Source organism: Rossellomorea sp. NPDC077527 (assembly GCF_044542955.1).
GTDB classification, from domain to species: domain Bacteria; phylum Bacillota; class Bacilli; order Bacillales; family Bacillaceae_B; genus Rossellomorea; species Rossellomorea aquimaris_E.
The window spans coordinates 495,633-509,767 of record NZ_JBITVL010000003.1 but is presented as its reverse complement, the minus strand read 5'-3'; the positions used below and the strand labels follow the sequence as shown (position 1 = coordinate 509,767).

18 protein-coding genes are annotated in these 14,135 nt (G+C 42.8%); 8 read left to right on the top strand and 10 right to left on the bottom strand.

Features of this window, described 5'->3' with window-relative positions:
• Position 1 precedes the first annotated feature (1 nt).
• The 3 genes from ACIGG7_RS12515 (at position 2) to ACIGG7_RS12505 (ending at position 3,582) form a co-directional block, all read left to right on the top strand.
• On the top strand, positions 2 to 844 hold the full coding sequence (locus ACIGG7_RS12515) for a sugar ABC transporter permease (RefSeq protein ID WP_224941570.1): 843 nt from the start codon (positions 2 to 4) through the stop codon (positions 842 to 844).
• Between the two features lie 38 nt (positions 845 to 882).
• Positions 883 to 2,421 (top strand): alpha-amylase family glycosyl hydrolase, encoded by a 1,539-nt coding sequence (locus tag ACIGG7_RS12510; protein WP_397549918.1) that lies wholly within the window; start codon positions 883 to 885, stop codon positions 2,419 to 2,421.
• Between the two features lie 129 nt (positions 2,422 to 2,550).
• Complete coding sequence (locus ACIGG7_RS12505; protein WP_224941568.1) at positions 2,551 to 3,582, top strand: LacI family DNA-binding transcriptional regulator; 1,032 nt, start codon at positions 2,551 to 2,553, stop codon at positions 3,580 to 3,582.
• Between the two features lie 65 nt (positions 3,583 to 3,647).
• Here the strand turns inward: ACIGG7_RS12505 and ACIGG7_RS12500 are convergent, their stop codons facing one another.
• Positions 3,648 to 4,514 carry an SDR family oxidoreductase gene (locus tag ACIGG7_RS12500; protein ID WP_224941567.1) on the bottom strand — a complete coding sequence of 289 codons (867 nt, stop codon included), beginning with the start codon at positions 4,512 to 4,514 and terminating at the stop codon, positions 3,648 to 3,650.
• Positions 4,515 to 4,640: 126 nt separating this feature from the next.
• On the opposite strand from ACIGG7_RS12500, the gene ACIGG7_RS12495 reads away from it, so the two are divergent.
• Entirely contained in the window at positions 4,641 to 4,766 is a 126-nt protein-coding gene (locus tag ACIGG7_RS12495) for a hypothetical protein (RefSeq protein ID WP_397549917.1), read from the top strand.
• Positions 4,767 to 4,869: 103 nt separating this feature from the next.
• Here ACIGG7_RS12495 and ACIGG7_RS12490 read toward each other — a convergent pair whose 3' ends face one another.
• The 4 genes from ACIGG7_RS12490 to ACIGG7_RS12475 form a co-directional block, all read right to left on the bottom strand.
• On the bottom strand, positions 4,870 to 6,222 hold the full coding sequence (locus tag ACIGG7_RS12490; RefSeq protein ID WP_397549916.1) for a CoA-disulfide reductase: 1,353 nt from the start codon (positions 6,220 to 6,222) through the stop codon (positions 4,870 to 4,872).
• 69 nt (positions 6,223 to 6,291) lie between these two features.
• Entirely contained in the window at positions 6,292 to 6,783 is a 492-nt protein-coding gene (locus ACIGG7_RS12485; protein ID WP_034763412.1) for a YajQ family cyclic di-GMP-binding protein, read from the bottom strand.
• Positions 6,784 to 6,949: 166 nt separating this feature from the next.
• Entirely contained in the window at positions 6,950 to 7,081 is a 132-nt protein-coding gene (locus ACIGG7_RS12480; protein ID WP_098353057.1) for a DUF3941 domain-containing protein, read from the bottom strand.
• A 57-nt stretch (positions 7,082 to 7,138) separates the two neighbouring features.
• Positions 7,139 to 7,996: a DegV family protein gene (locus ACIGG7_RS12475; protein WP_397549915.1), complete on the bottom strand. Its 858-nt coding sequence runs from the start codon at positions 7,994 to 7,996 to the stop codon at positions 7,139 to 7,141.
• A gap of 167 nt (positions 7,997 to 8,163) precedes the next feature.
• Between ACIGG7_RS12475 and ACIGG7_RS12470 the strand changes: the two genes are divergently transcribed.
• Both ACIGG7_RS12470 and ACIGG7_RS12465 read left to right on the top strand, forming a co-directional pair.
• On the top strand, positions 8,164 to 9,018 hold the full coding sequence (locus tag ACIGG7_RS12470) for a YitT family protein (RefSeq protein WP_224941564.1): 855 nt from the start codon (positions 8,164 to 8,166) through the stop codon (positions 9,016 to 9,018).
• 135 nt (positions 9,019 to 9,153) lie between these two features.
• Entirely contained in the window at positions 9,154 to 9,810 is a 657-nt protein-coding gene (locus tag ACIGG7_RS12465) for a BsuPI-related putative proteinase inhibitor (RefSeq protein WP_224941563.1), read from the top strand.
• A gap of 45 nt (positions 9,811 to 9,855) precedes the next feature.
• On the opposite strand, the gene ACIGG7_RS12460 is transcribed toward ACIGG7_RS12465, so the two are convergent.
• The 3 genes from ACIGG7_RS12460 to ACIGG7_RS12450 form a co-directional block, all read right to left on the bottom strand.
• Positions 9,856 to 10,047 (bottom strand): DUF3813 domain-containing protein, encoded by a 192-nt coding sequence (locus ACIGG7_RS12460; RefSeq protein ID WP_224941562.1) that lies wholly within the window; start codon positions 10,045 to 10,047, stop codon positions 9,856 to 9,858.
• On the bottom strand, positions 10,047 to 10,193 hold the full coding sequence (locus tag ACIGG7_RS12455) for a hypothetical protein (protein ID WP_224941561.1): 147 nt from the start codon (positions 10,191 to 10,193) through the stop codon (positions 10,047 to 10,049). Before ACIGG7_RS12455 ends, ACIGG7_RS12460 begins: the two co-directional genes overlap by 1 nt.
• 106 nt (positions 10,194 to 10,299) lie before the next feature.
• Entirely contained in the window at positions 10,300 to 11,115 is an 816-nt protein-coding gene (locus tag ACIGG7_RS12450) for a Cof-type HAD-IIB family hydrolase (RefSeq protein WP_397549914.1), read from the bottom strand.
• Positions 11,116 to 11,305: 190 nt separating this feature from the next.
• On the opposite strand from ACIGG7_RS12450, the gene ACIGG7_RS12445 reads away from it, so the two are divergent.
• Positions 11,306 to 12,079: a prolyl oligopeptidase family serine peptidase gene (locus tag ACIGG7_RS12445; protein ID WP_397549913.1), complete on the top strand. Its 774-nt coding sequence runs from the start codon at positions 11,306 to 11,308 to the stop codon at positions 12,077 to 12,079.
• 84 nt (positions 12,080 to 12,163) lie between these two features.
• Entirely contained in the window at positions 12,164 to 12,472 is a 309-nt protein-coding gene (locus tag ACIGG7_RS12440; protein WP_224941558.1) for a metal-sulfur cluster assembly factor, read from the top strand.
• A gap of 65 nt (positions 12,473 to 12,537) precedes the next feature.
• Here the strand turns inward: ACIGG7_RS12440 and ACIGG7_RS12435 are convergent, their stop codons facing one another.
• Together ACIGG7_RS12435 and ACIGG7_RS12430 are read right to left on the bottom strand one after the other, a co-directional pair.
• On the bottom strand, positions 12,538 to 13,230 hold the full coding sequence (locus ACIGG7_RS12435) for a Crp/Fnr family transcriptional regulator (protein WP_224941557.1): 693 nt from the start codon (positions 13,228 to 13,230) through the stop codon (positions 12,538 to 12,540).
• A gap of 70 nt (positions 13,231 to 13,300) precedes the next feature.
• The gene (locus tag ACIGG7_RS12430; RefSeq protein ID WP_224941556.1) at positions 13,301 to 14,110 is read right to left on the bottom strand and encodes an undecaprenyl-diphosphate phosphatase; all 810 of its coding nucleotides are present in this window, start codon (positions 14,108 to 14,110) and stop codon (positions 13,301 to 13,303) included.
• Between the last annotated feature and the right edge of the window lie 25 nt (positions 14,111 to 14,135).

Sequence of the window (14,135 nt, the reverse complement as noted above, 5' to 3'; positions counted from 1 at the left end):
TATGAATATGAAGAGACAGAAACTCATACGTTTAACACTTTCATACGCAGTCATCGGAATCATGTTTGCCATCATTCTTTACCCGGTTGCCTGGATCATCGGATCTTCTTTCAACCCGGGTCAAAGTTTATCCGGTTCATCTATCATTCCGAAAAATGCTACATTGGCACATTATAAGGAACTATTTGACTTAGAAAAAAGTAATTATATGCTTTGGTACTGGAATTCATTAAAGGTCAGTTTATCTACGATGGCCCTTACCGTTTTACTTGTCAGTCTGACAGCTTATTCTTTCTCTCGATACCGTTTTGCAGGACGTAAAAATGGACTGATGACATTCTTGATCTTACAAATGATACCGAATTTCGCCGCACTGATTGCGATTTTCGTATTAGCATTATTAACGAAACTTTTGGATACTCACATTGGTTTGATCCTCGTTTATGTTGGAGGTCAAATCCCGATGAACACATGGTTAATGAAAGGGTATCTTGATACCATTCCGAAAGAGCTTGATGAATCAGCCAAGATGGACGGAGCAGGACATTTGAGAATTTTCTTCCAAATCGTCATGCCCCTTGCAAAACCGATTATTGCCGTTGTTGCACTGTTTTCTTTCATCGCACCATTCGCAGACTTTATCATTGCAAGTATTCTATTACGTTCAGAAAAAATGTACACATTACCGGTTGCCCTTTATGATATGGTGGCGAAGCAATTCGGAGCGGAATTTACTACCTTCGCTGCCGGTTCGGTCCTCATTGCCGTACCGATTGCCCTATTATTCCTGTTCTTCCAGAAATACTTCGTTTCAGGATTGACGGCAGGGGGTACAAAAGGATAATCTTATAGGCGTTACTAACAATTTTAGGAGGAGCGGAGATGAAAAGAAGAGTATTATCTCTCATTTTAGTCCCGTTTCTTCTTTTTTACGCCCTTCCGGTAGGAGCAGTTGAAAAAGAAGAACGAACATGGCAGGATGAGACCATTTATTTTCTGATGGTCGATCGCTTTAATAATGGGGATATGAGCAATGATAAGAACGTAAACACAGAGGACCCGAAGGCCTATCAGGGCGGGGACTTCCAAGGAATCATCGATAAGCTGGATTATATCAAGGACATGGGATTCACCGCCATTTGGCTGACACCGATCTTCGATAATCAGCCGATGGGTTACCACGGATATTGGATCACTGATTTCTACAAAACGGAAGAACATTTCGGATCCATGAAGACATTCAAAAAACTTGTGGAAGAAGCTCATAAGCGGGACATGAAAGTCATGCTCGACTTTGTGGTCAATCATGTCGGTCCCGAGCACCCTTGGGTGAATGACCCTGAAAAAGCCGATTGGTTCCATGAGAAACAGCCGATGAATTTTAATAATGAAGAAAGTCTTCAGAATGCGTGGTTATATGATCTTCCCGATTTAAATACAGAAAATCCCGAAGTGAAAAACTACCTATTTGATGCTGCCAAGTGGTGGATCAAAGAAACCGACATTGATGGATATCGTCTGGACACAGTGCGTCATGTCCCTCAAGCGTTCTGGGACGAATTCAGTGATGAAGTGAAGTCTGTGAAAGATGACTTCTACCTGTTAGGGGAAGTGTTCGACCGGGATCCCCAAAAGATTGCTGCGTACAATGATGTAGGGATCGACGGCTTCGTCAACGTCCCTCAGGCTGAAGAAATGCGTACCGTATTCCAGAAGCCGGATACCTCCATGGAGCGGCTATTCAACTTTTGGAAATACAATGAAACCTATTATGACAATCCTTATCTAATGGGAACATTCATAGATAATCATGATATGGAACGATTTACGAGAATGATTGTTCAAGAGAAGCTATTCCCGGGAACAAGGTGGAAGCTTGCTCTTACGTATATGTACACTACCCCGGGCATTCCGATCATGTATTACGGATCTGAAATTGCGATGGACGGTGGCAACGATCCTGACAACCGCCGCTTTATGAATTTCCGGGCTGATGAAGAACTGATTGATTATATCAGTCGACTTGGTGAGCTTCGTCAACAATACCCATCATTGACGAGAGGGAATATCGAACCCCTCTACAACAAAGATGGCATGGGGATCTTTAAGCGCACGTACAAGGATCAAACAACCGTCATAGCCATCAACAATACGAGTGAAACGCAAAATATTCAATTAACGAAAGAAGATTTAGCGGATAATCATGAATTAAAGGGATTAATCGGTGATGACCTGGTACGGAGTGATAAGGATGGTAACTTTCACCTCGTGATGGACCGTGAAGAAGCAGAGATTTATTTGCTTAAAGGCAAGAGCGGGCTGAATTATCCTTATCTATTTACACTGGGGACCATGTACTTCTTATTCTTTCTATTCCTCTATCTCGTTTGGAAGCGGGGGAAAGGAAAGAAGAAGCAATGAAATTCTTGCAGGGTACTAGATTAAGTCCCTGCTGTCCCTTTTATAAATAATAAATTGGAAGCGTTTTAATCTAATAGAAAGCATCCCGTGTCAGGGATTCGCTTTTTTCGAAAGAGGGAGGTGGAACGAATGGCGGTCACCATAAAGGATGTGGCTAAACTTGCAAACGTAGCACCATCCACCGTATCGCGAGTTATAGCAAACAATCCAAGAATAAGCGAAAAAACAAAACAAAAAGTACGGGAAGCAATGGAGCAATTGGGTTATCACCCTAACTTCATTGCACGGAGTTTGGCAAATCAGTCCACTCAAGTATTAGGACTTGTTTTACCAGGTTCGGCGAGTACTTTTTCCCAAAATCCATTCTTTCCGACGGTATTAAGAGGGTTAAGTGAAGGGGCTCAAGAAAAACAGTATGCCCTTCAAATGTCGACAGGTCAATCCGAAGAGGAAATATATGATGGGGTCGTTCAAATGGTCCAGGGTGGACGGGTGGACGGGATCATCCTGCTTTACTCGAAAGTTGAAGATAAAGTGATGAACTACTTAAAAGACCGGAATTTTCCTTTTGTCGTCGTCGGAAAACCTTATAAATATTGTGAAGAAATTACACATGTGGACAATGACAACTACCGTGCGACAAAGGAAGTAACGGATTATCTCTTGGAGCTCGGGCATGAAGGCATTGGCTTTATCGGAGGAGATCTTAATCTCGTCGTGACAGTGGAGAGGTTGTTAGGATACGAAAAGTCCCTTAGGAATGCAGGGATCGAGATGAAGGACGAATATATCATTCATGAAGAATTTCTTCGTGAAGGGGGGCGTGAAGCCATTAATGAGCTCATGCAGCTGAATGAGCCCCCGACGGCACTTGTGGTAGCAGATGATTTAATGGCACTTGGTGTCTTGAATACACTCGATGAGATGGGCATCCGGGTACCTGAAGATATCTCCATTGTCAGCTTCAATAACGTACTTCTTGCTGAGATGTCCAGACCACCGCTCACGTCAGTTGATATCAACATTTTTAATCTTGGGAACGAGGCAGCGAAAAGCCTGATTCAAAAAATTGAGAACCCGAAAGAGCCGATCAAGAGAATCATTGTTCCGCATCATCTTGTAAAACGATGTTCTTGTAGTGAGCGTAAAGTGAATGAATAGTAAAAAGCGACTGAAAAGATGATGCTCCTAAGAAAGAGCATCATTGTCTTCAGTCGCTTTTTCTTTTATCCGTTAATGACGGTCCCGCCGTTGATATGGATCATCTGCCCCGAAACATAGCTTGAATCGTCGCTTGCCAGGTATACGTAGGCTGGTCCCAGTTCAAATGGCTGTCCGGCCCGGCCAAGCGGGGTGTTTCCACCAAATTCAGCAACCTTTTGAGAACTAAAGGTGGATGGAATCAGCGGCGTCCAGATCGGCCCTGGAGCTATACCGTTCACCCGAATGCCGTCGGATGCAATATTTTCAGCCAGGGAGCGGGTGAAGCTGACAATGGCCCCCTTGGTAGAGGAGTAATCAATCAGGTCTTTATTCCCTTTATACGCCGTTATCGAAGCTGTATTGATGATGGATGCCCCTTTCTTAAGATGAGGTAGAGCAGCTCTCGTCAAGTAAAACATGGAGAATACATTCGTTTTGAACGTACGCTCAAGCTGCTCATCGCTAATATCCGTAAGCCCTGCCTGAGGATGTTGCTCCGCGGCGTTATTCACGAGTATATCAAGCTTACCGAACTCGGAAATCGTCTTATTCAGGATATCGTTGCAAAAAGTGGAGCTGCCAATATCTCCGGGGAAAAGAAGGCATCTGACTCCTTCAGCTTCTACCAATTCTTTTGTTTTATTGGCATCTTCATGCTCGTCAAGATATGAAATGGCCACATGGGCCCCTTCCCTTGCGAAATACCAAGCAACCGAACGGCCGATCCCGCTGTCCCCTCCAGTGATAAGGGCAATCTTCCCATCCAACTTGCCGCTTCCTTTATAGTTTTGATCTGTGTGAATAGGTTGAGGGTTCATTTCTCCCACCGTACCAGGCTGGTGATCCTGATGCTGCGGGGGAAATGTTTGCTTTTGATTTTGCTGTGCCAATGAAAACACTCCTTTGTTGGTGGTTTAGGTTATCTTAGAATAGTGTTTACCCGGAAAAAATATTTATTAACGTGGTTTTTGGGAGGAGATGGAGGTGAGGTTGGATCAGGGAGGAGGTAGGATTATTTGAGTGTAAAAGAGGGGAAGGAATCCAGCCGAATCTTTGGAAAATCCAGCGGTTTTACTGAAAAATCCAGCCGTTTCCCGATGATATCCATCCGGAATAGCAAAATATCCAGCCGTTTTCAGTGAAAATTCAGCCGTTTAACAATTTTTACCGATACCGACAACACCATTCAATCTGATTACATCCCCCAAAAAAAACAGGCCACTGCTAAGAGAAGCCTGTTAGTTCCTATTTCTTATTCATCAATCCTGCACCTTTATATCCAATCATATTTAACAACCCTTTTGGAGAAGAAAAGGGAGGAGCGTAGCAGGTTTCGATCTCCTGAAGATCGGTAATCGTCAAACCACCGTAAATGGCAGTGGCAAGTGTGTCAATTTGTTTATCCACACCTTCTCCTCCTACGACATTTCCACCAAAGATCTTACCTGTATCAGGACAGAAATGGACGCGGACATATACGTCATGAGCCCCGGGATAATATCCTGCGTGAGACTTCCCTTCATGAACAGCTGTTTGATAGCAGTATCCTTTATCATGTAACTCTTTCTCATTCAGTCCCGTAGAAGCGATGGAAAGATCGAATACTTTCGCTATCGCTGTCCCAAGCATCCCTTTGAAAGGAATCGGATTTCCCGACAGGTACTTCGCGACGATGTAGGCTTGCCGGTGGGCGGGCCAGGCAAGTGGAACTTGTTTCGGGGTTCCATCAATATAGTCAATGAATTCTACGACATCGCCGACAGCATAAATGGATGGATCGTCAGTCTGCATGAATTCATTACAGAGGACCCCACCCGATTCCCCTAAGGATAACCCAGCTTCCTTTGGGAGATTATTGTTCGGCTTTACCCCTACGGAAAGAAGAATGAAATCAGACTGCAAGGTTTCTCCACTGTCAAGTTTCAGGGTGCATTCAGGTAACACTTCCTTCAGTCCGTCATTCGTGTACAACGTTACTCCATTCTCACTGATATGATCCTGTAAGGTTAATGCAGTCTCTTCATCGATCGTGCTGATGACGTGCTCCGACCTTTCAACGACATTCACCTTCATTCCCAGATGAGTGAAGTTCTCTGCCATTTCCACACCGATGAACCCACCGCCAATGATGGTACATGTTCCAGGCTTTTCGGTTTGTACAAACTGTTTAATCCTGTCCATGTCTTCAACGGTTCTCAGATGGAAAGCTGGGATTTGATGAAGGCCGGGAATGTCCGGAATAAAAGGAGAGGCACCCGTTGCCACAACCAGATAATCATATGTTTCTTCGTAATCCCTGTTACGATCATGATCCCTTACCGTTACCGATTTATTTTCTCTGTTAATCTGTAACGCCTCGTGATGCATTCTGACATCGATCCTTTTTTTCGTATGTAACGTTTCAGGAGTGGCTGCAAAGAGACTTTCCCGATCTTTGATCACATCTCCCAAATAATAGGGCATTCCACACGCCCCATATGATAAGTACGATGTTTTCTCAAGAAGGATGATTTCGATTTCGCTGTCGACTTTCCTAATTTGGGATGCCGTTGTGGCGCCTCCGCCAACCGCACCGATAATGATGACCTTTTTCTTCATGTTCTGCCTCCTAAACAAAAGAAGTCTAATGGAGTTATTGTACCCATTAGACTTCTTTGAAAAACCGTATTAACGGAAGTTTACGTATTGTACATCAATGGAGAGGTCTGCTTCACGAATGGCTGCGATGATTTTTTGAAGATCATCTTTGCTTTTGCCTGTTACGCGTACTTGATCATCCTGCACTTGACTCTTTACCTTCACCCCGGAGTTTTTGATGATGGTGTTGATTTTTTTTGCATTGTCTTTGTCAATCCCTTGTACCAGTTTGGCGCGCTGACGGACAGTACCGCCTGATGCTCCCTCGAGTTTGCTGTAGTCAAGATTCTTTACCGGAACATTGCGCTTGATCAATTTACTAAGAAGGACGTCCTTCAACTGATTCATTTTGAATTCATCATCGGAAACGAGAACGATTTCTTCTCCGTCAAGCTTTATGTCGCTTTTGCTGCCTTTGAAGTCATATCGTGTTTGAACCTCTTTCAACGCGATTTGTATTGCATTGCTTACTTCTGACATATCCACCTTGGATACGATATCGAATGAACTTTCCTTTGCCATATGTAATCCCTCCATAATCTTTTCTCTCTTCATTATAGACAAGCTATGATGGTACAGACAACTTCTTTGGATGGATTGTAGAAAGGTTTTTGAGTATCAAGTTCATTTCAAAGATAAGAAAGGCACCAGCTCATTTAAGAACTGGTGCCATCGTCCGTTTCACCTCTTACAGATGATCGGTTTTTTTGGAGTATTGATTTTTACCGGCTTTCCGGTTCACTTCTTTGATTTTATTCTTTTCCTGACGCAGGGCATTGTTGTCTTTTGCCTTTTTTTCATTATCTGATGTATGTGGCATCGTGCTTCACCCTTCCATAATGGATTTCCTTCTTAGTATGAGGAAGGGGAGGGAAGTTTATGAGTGCTTGTTTAAGAAAAATATGGCTAAAGTTCCTGTACCTGTATGAGATCCGATTGCACATCCAATAATACTGATGTAAACTTCCTTCGGTGAAAATCTTTCTTCGATCAGCTGTTTCATTTCAAGGGCAAGTTCTTCGTCATCCCCATGACTGATCGCGATGACCTGTTCCGAAAGGTTTTCGCCTCGTTCTGACATTAAATCAAGAATGCGTTTAAGAAGTTTCTTTTTTCCGCGCATCTTTTCAATCGGAACAAGCTTTCCATCTTCTACATGCAGAAGTGGTTTGATATTCAGGAGGCCGCCTAGAAAGGCTGAAGCCTTGGAAACTCTGCCTCCTTTTGCGAGGTACTCGAGATCTTCTACAGTGAAGAGATGTTCCATATGCTCTGAATGGAAACGGGCTCCCTCTATGATTTCTTCTTTTGTGCCGCCGTTTTTTAGAAGTTCGGCAGCTTTCATGACGACCAAACCGTAACCCAGTGAGGCACATCTCGAGTCAATGATTGTCAGGTCGAGTTGGGGGTAGTCCTCTTTTACTTGATCCCGAATCATGACCGCTGTTTGATAGGTACCGGATAACTGAGAAGAAAACGCAACGTATATGCCGGATTGGTTGGATTCTGCAAGCTGAGTGAATTGTTTAAGGAATAGGTCCGGTGACACTTGAGACGTTTTCGGCATATGCCCGTCCCTGATTTTATTGAAGACGGTTTTAGGTTCGATGTCGATCAAGTCCTCGTAGTCCTGACCATCTATATGTACTTTAAGCGGCAGTAGCTCTATGTTGTGTTCGTTGAAATAGGCAGCAGGAAGGTCGCTTGCACTATCTGCAAATAATTTTACTGTCATCCTCATCATCCTTTGACTTTTCATATAGCTTTAGTCTAGCTATTTTTGACAAAAATAACAATCGATTGACCATGAATTTATCATAAAAAGATGAATAATAGAGGGAGTTTAGTTAAGATGAAATGTGGAACATAGAAAAATAACAACAAGATGCAGGAGGTATGTGTATGTCGAGAGATCATGTTCAGCTGGAAGCGAAAAAGTTTGTCGTGGTGTTGGTGGGATCCCTGTTAGGGGCCATTGCCATGAACTTTTTTCTTATCCCGGCCAATGTTTATGCGAGTGGCTTTACGGGACTTGCCCAGCTGTTGTCGAGTGTATTAAAGGAATTTGCACCCTTTAATATTTCAACAGGTATATTATTATTTATCCTCAATATCCCGGTGACCATCCTGGGGTGGCTGAAAGTCGGCCGTTCCTTTACTGTATACAGCTTTATTTCAGTATTTTTAACGTCCTTTTTCCTGGAAGTGATCCCTGTCATTAAATTATCTCCCGACATTCTGCTTAACGCAGTGTTCGGTGGGGTTATTGCCGCAATTGGCGTAGGGATCACATTGAAATGGGGGGCGTCTACCGGGGGGATGGATATTATCGCCATGATTCTTTCAAGAATGAAAGATAAACCGGTCGGATCTTATTTTTTCTTGATGAATGCGGTTATCATCACGTCTGCAGGATTCCTTTACGGCTGGGAAAAAGCCTTATATACCTTAGTCACATTATACGCCTCCACACGTGTAATCGATGCCATCCATACCAGACATGAGAAGCTGACCGCGATGATTGTCACCAAGAAATCGAATGAATTGAGGGAAGCCATTCACTCCAAGTTGGTGAGGGGAATTACGACCTTGCCCGCTAAAGGCGCATTCTCCGGAGAAGACAAAGAAATGTTAATCATTGTGATTTCACGCTATGAACTGTACGAGCTTGAACATACCATCAAGGATGTAGATCCTGATGCGTTTACGAATATCGTTCAAACCACCGGGATTTTTGGGTTCTTTAGAAAAGATTAGAATTTGATGTTTAACAGATACTATAGGTGAAACTAATTAGAAAGGGGTATCACCTTGAAGGCGATTCTGTATATACTTTTCAGCTTTTCCCTGTTTTTATGTGCACCTCTGAGTACCAGAGCTGAGAATATTCCCTTGATTTTTTCCGTGGAAGCCTTCCCTGGAGAAGAGGGAGTCGACATTCAGCTTATCCTTTACAATAATAGTTCTCGTGATATGGACATTACGTTTCGTACGAGTCAGATGTTTGACTATACGATCAAAAATAAAGCGGGAAATGTAATGTATCGCTATAGTGTGGGGAAATCATTCTTACAAGCTTTTCAAACTATACACATTTCTAAAGGTGGAACAAAGGTCTGGAAAGAGAGATGGGATTACACGAAAAGCGGGAAGCGTGTCCGGAAGGGCGACTATACCATTGAAGCCATGCTATTGGGAGAAGATATGAGTGGTTTCAATACTCCTTTTCGAGCTGTTGCTTCATTTACAGTACCTGAAGAAAATCCTTCTTTCAGAGGGGTGAAGGTTAGGGAAGTTAAAGGCCGATACACGGTAAGTGGACAAGCACGTGTATCGAACGGAAGTTTCTATTATTCAGTTGAAGATGGTCATAGGACTCTGGTTTCTGAAACGTTCCTCAAAGTAAATAAAGAAGCGCCTCACTGGACGACGTTTTCCATCATCCTTCCTGAGATGAAAAAGATAAATGGGAGTCTCTTCTTAAGCCTCTATGAGAGGGATGCGGGTGATGGTAAGATCATTCATCCATATCTGATTACCATTCCATAAAAAGAACAGGGTTGTCCATCACGGGCAACCCTGTTTTCATCTTATTTATGATAGGCGGTTTAACTCATCTTGAAGAGCATGCAGCTGCTTTTGTTCTTCAACATTTGAGTTAGCATAAGCAGAGGACAAAGCATTCTTTGCTTGATCAATGGACATTTGAGCATTTTCCCCGGAACTGCACGCCTGTTTGGCTGCAGATACAGCACTACGGGCCTGTTGGAATAAAGGATTGCTCATTATTCCAGCCCCCCTGAGCCTTCATTGGAAGCAAGCTTTTTCGCTTCTGCTTCAGCGTAGGTCAGATGATACGGGATGCGCTCATCATGCTTTGATACAGCAATCTTACCTTGTTGTACAAATCGTTTTGATTTATTTCTACCCATCACTACCACCCCTTTTGCAAGTTGGAACGCGAGATGCGCTCCTTACTAGTATGGCTTTCTCACGATGAACATAAAGTAAGAAGATATACCCACTGTTGCCAATTGATTATAGGTCGAAGCGCTTTTGCAGGTAGCGGCCGATTCCATCCTCTTCATTGGAAAGTGTCACTTCATTCGCGATATCTTTCAGTGGCTCAATGGCGTTTCCCATGGCGACACCAGTTCCAGCGTATTCCAGCATTTCAAGGTCATTATCTTCATCCCCGAATGCGATGATTCTTTCTTTGGGTATGTTCAAGGAAGAGGCAACGCGGTCAATGCCCACCGCCTTATTCAACCCTGTTTTGACGATTTCAATGATGTGCCATGGAGCAGCCCAACGGCGATGATCGATCAGTTCTGCATGAACATCATCTAAATGTGCACGAATCTCGGCCACATCCTCTTCTTCGGCATGGATGAGCATGGAGGTGGGGTGATCTGTCAGTACATTGCGAATATCACCTGTAGAGATGGATGGATTCCCCATCATAAACACATCGATGATCTTTTCATCATGATAGTGAAGATATACATCATCCATAACTTCAGCGACAATGTTGCGAAATTTAAATTCGTCACATGCATCAATGATTTGTTTTGCGACTTTTAAATCCATCGGTTCATGATAAAGACCCCATGATGAATCAGTTGGATGATGCACGAATGCACCATTGAAGTTGACGATGGGAGTCGTCAACTCTAATTGTTGATAATACAATTCACTTGCACGAAATGGTCGACCTGTTGCAATCATCACTTCATGCCCCATTAGTCGTGCTTTTTTCAATATATCGTGAGTTTTGGACGAAATTTTCTTCTCATCGGTTAATAATGTTCCGTCCAGATCTAAAACAATCAGGTGTTTTTCTTGTAAGTTCATTTGTACAAATCCCCAATCTTAGTGGTGTCTAAGGCTATTATAGTGTACCGTGACAACTTGAAAGTTGTCCATATCCTGCTTATTGACTTTAAGAAATGTTTACACTCGCTTACGATTTAAATATTATACATGCTACCAAATGTAGGATATCATAGTAAAGTGAAATGCAATCAGGAGGGAGAGGACAATCATGATTTTAGTTGATAAATCAAATATTCAAAACATCCCATTTCTTCACCTTGTTAAGGAAGAATACATAGATAAACCATTACCCACATGTTTTTTCATTCATGGCTTTACGAGTGCGAAAGAGCATAATCTTCACTACGCCTATCTACTGGCGGAAAAGGGATTCAGGGTGATTCTCCCCGATTGTTTAGAGCACGGAGAGCGGGCAACCGGGAAATCAGAATATCAATTGGGAGAGGTCTTTTGGAAGATTGTCTTGAATACGATTCATGAATTATCGGTCTTAAAAGCACATTTTGAAGAAAAAGGACTAATCCTTCCGAGTGGAATCGGTGTTGCCGGTACATCCATGGGAGGGATTGTGACATTGGGTGCACTGACACAATATCAGTGGATATCCTCTGCTGTTTCATTGATGGGAAATCCTACGTATGTTAAGTTTGCCAAAGCCCAATTGTCTCAAGTGGAATCGTTAGGATATGACATCCCCTTCAGCCAAGAGGAAATCGATAGCATGATGAACGAGCTTGCACAATACGATCTGAGCCTTCAACCTGATAAGCTCGGGGGAAGACCACTCATGTTCTGGCACGGAAAACGTGATAAAGTCGTACCTTTTAACCTTACAAGGGAATTCTATGACAGCATTTTACCTTATTATCAAAAGAATGAAGACCATCTGCTCTTTATCGAAGACGATAAAGCCGATCACAAAGTGACACGGGAAGGCGTATTAAAACTTGTCGAGTGGTTTGAAAAGCATTTATCAGCCTAACCTTTTGTTTTCTACTTATATATTTGATAAGATTGGTAATGAGTAAGAAGGAGATACAAGCATTAAGAACAAGGAGTGATTAGCATGGATCAAGACCTTAAAGATAACATGATGGGTGCCTTGGAACAGGTAGTCGACCCTGAATTAGGAATAGACATTGTTAATTTAGGTTTAGTATATGATGTGGAGTTGGACGAAGAAGGAAAAGCGACTGTCACAATGACCTTGACATCAATGGGTTGCCCACTCGCAGGAACCATCGTTGATCAAGTCAAAACGGCATTGAGGGACATTCCAGAAGTCAAAGAAACAGATGTAGACATCGTCTGGAATCCACCTTGGAGCAAAGACAATATGTCCCGTTATGCTAAGATCGCATTGGGCATTCGGTAATCCCTGATAGTCATGAAAAATCCCCAGGAGGCAACCTTGTCCCTGGGGATTTTTTTGTATATTTCTTAATCAATCCGGCATATGGACACCGGACAATTTTCACAATCGATCTCATCTTTTAAATAATCTAGATTGTGAATGGTGATGTATCCTCTTTCCGAGCTGAGGACGTCTTTTTTCTTCAATTCACTGAGTAAGCGGTTCACCACTTCCCTGGGTGATCCGCAAAAATTGGCCAATTCCTGGTTGGTTAAGGGCAAATCGATGAGAATGCCATCTTTAACGCTTTTTCCATAGCTATTGGTCATGCGGATCAGGGTAGAGTACAGGGCTCCTTTTTTCCCGTGAAGGATCAGGTCGCGGAACTTTGTTTGGTTCTGCCGATTTTGAAGTTGTATCCATTTTAGCCACTTAATTGTCAGGTCACCGTTCTGGGAAAGCTTTTCTTCAAATTCCTCCTTAGGTAACACAAAGACCTCCGTCTCCTCCAAACTCTTTGCACTGAGCATGTAAGTAGCCTCTTTGCAAAATAACGTCAGCTCGCCGATCACATCGTTACTCGAACAGATGCGCAGGGACAATTCACGACCGTCAGGAATGATCTTGCTGATTTGAACTCGTCCGCCTTTGATTAAATATAGCTCGTGTGCTACTTTTCCTTCCTGAAACAAAAAACGACCTTTCTCTACGGTTTTGACTGTTTCATTTTCAATAAATAATTGTTTAATCTCAGAAGGGAGTTCAAGGTATTCACTCATGAAATCACATCATTTCCATCTTAATGTCTTATTACAAGCTTAACAAAGGCACCGGACGGACAGAAGGGGATTAAGCGAAAATAAGGACGGCAGCGCCAACAACGGCACAGTATATCGCAAAATATTTCAAGTTTCCTTTAGCCATAATATTCATGAACCACTTTAATGAGAAGTATGAAGCGATCAGTGATGCAATGAAAGCGACTAAGTACGGAACCGCCCTAGAGGCTAAATCAGGGTCGTCCATTAGATCACTGATGCCGAATACCATGACACCGACACTTACAGGTATATAAAGAAGAAATGAGAAACGCAGCGCTGTTTCGGATTTCATTCCGCTGGCCATGGCTGCTACGATCGTAGCACCTGAACGACTGATCCCAGGGATGAGGGCAACCGCCTGGGCAAGACCGATGATGATGGCGTCTTTTACATTTAAATCTCCATCATTCTTTCTCCCTCTAAGGTTACGGATCAGCCACAGTGCGATACCGGTAATAATCAGGGTAATTCCTACGGTAGTGATTCCAGTTAAATGTTTTTCAATTATGTCCCCAAATAAAACACCAATTAACCCAGCAGGGATTGTTGCAATAATCAAGTAGATAATGAAATGGAAATCTCTTTTCGTTTCAGGTGTTTTATGTTTAAAATAGCCCAATCCATTCACGATCAGACGTATGATGTCTTCACGGTAAATAATGAGTACAGCGAGCAATGAAGCGGTGTTGACAAGCATTTCAAAAGTCAATGTAGCATCTTCAATTCCAAGAAAGTGCTGAGCAAGCAGCAAATGTCCACTCGATGAGATCGGGATGGGTTCCGTGAAACCTTGAAAAATCCCTAAAAATAAATATTTCATGATCAGATAAAAATCCATTGTGTATCCTCCAAGCTTTTATTCT

Excerpts from the sequence above, each read along its gene's own strand:
- ACIGG7_RS12470 (WP_224941564.1), top strand. The coding sequence starts at position 8,164 with ATGTCGAGAGATCATGTTCAGCTGGAAGCGAAAAAGTTTGTCGTGGTG.
- ACIGG7_RS12490 (WP_397549916.1), bottom strand. The coding sequence starts at position 6,222 with ATGAAGAAAAAGGTCATCATTATCGGTGCGGTTGGCGGAGGCGCCACA.
- ACIGG7_RS12480 (WP_098353057.1), bottom strand. The coding sequence starts at position 7,081 with ATGCCACATACATCAGATAATGAAAAAAAGGCAAAAGACAACAATGCC.
- ACIGG7_RS12485 (WP_034763412.1), bottom strand. The coding sequence starts at position 6,783 with ATGGCAAAGGAAAGTTCATTCGATATCGTATCCAAGGTGGATATGTCA.
- ACIGG7_RS12505 (WP_224941568.1), top strand. The coding sequence starts at position 2,551 with ATGGCGGTCACCATAAAGGATGTGGCTAAACTTGCAAACGTAGCACCA.
- ACIGG7_RS12430 (WP_224941556.1), bottom strand. The coding sequence starts at position 14,110 with ATGGATTTTTATCTGATCATGAAATATTTATTTTTAGGGATTTTTCAA.
- ACIGG7_RS12455 (WP_224941561.1), bottom strand. The coding sequence starts at position 10,193 with ATGGGTAGAAATAAATCAAAACGATTTGTACAACAAGGTAAGATTGCT.
- ACIGG7_RS12460 (WP_224941562.1), bottom strand. The coding sequence starts at position 10,047 with ATGAGCAATCCTTTATTCCAACAGGCCCGTAGTGCTGTATCTGCAGCC.
- ACIGG7_RS12440 (WP_224941558.1), top strand. The coding sequence starts at position 12,164 with ATGGATCAAGACCTTAAAGATAACATGATGGGTGCCTTGGAACAGGTA.
- ACIGG7_RS12510 (WP_397549918.1), top strand. The coding sequence starts at position 883 with ATGAAAAGAAGAGTATTATCTCTCATTTTAGTCCCGTTTCTTCTTTTT.
- ACIGG7_RS12515 (WP_224941570.1), top strand. The coding sequence starts at position 2 with ATGAATATGAAGAGACAGAAACTCATACGTTTAACACTTTCATACGCA.
- ACIGG7_RS12435 (WP_224941557.1), bottom strand. The coding sequence starts at position 13,230 with ATGAGTGAATACCTTGAACTCCCTTCTGAGATTAAACAATTATTTATT.
- ACIGG7_RS12445 (WP_397549913.1), top strand. The coding sequence starts at position 11,306 with ATGATTTTAGTTGATAAATCAAATATTCAAAACATCCCATTTCTTCAC.
- ACIGG7_RS12450 (WP_397549914.1), bottom strand. The coding sequence starts at position 11,115 with ATGAACTTACAAGAAAAACACCTGATTGTTTTAGATCTGGACGGAACA.
- ACIGG7_RS12475 (WP_397549915.1), bottom strand. The coding sequence starts at position 7,996 with ATGACAGTAAAATTATTTGCAGATAGTGCAAGCGACCTTCCTGCTGCC.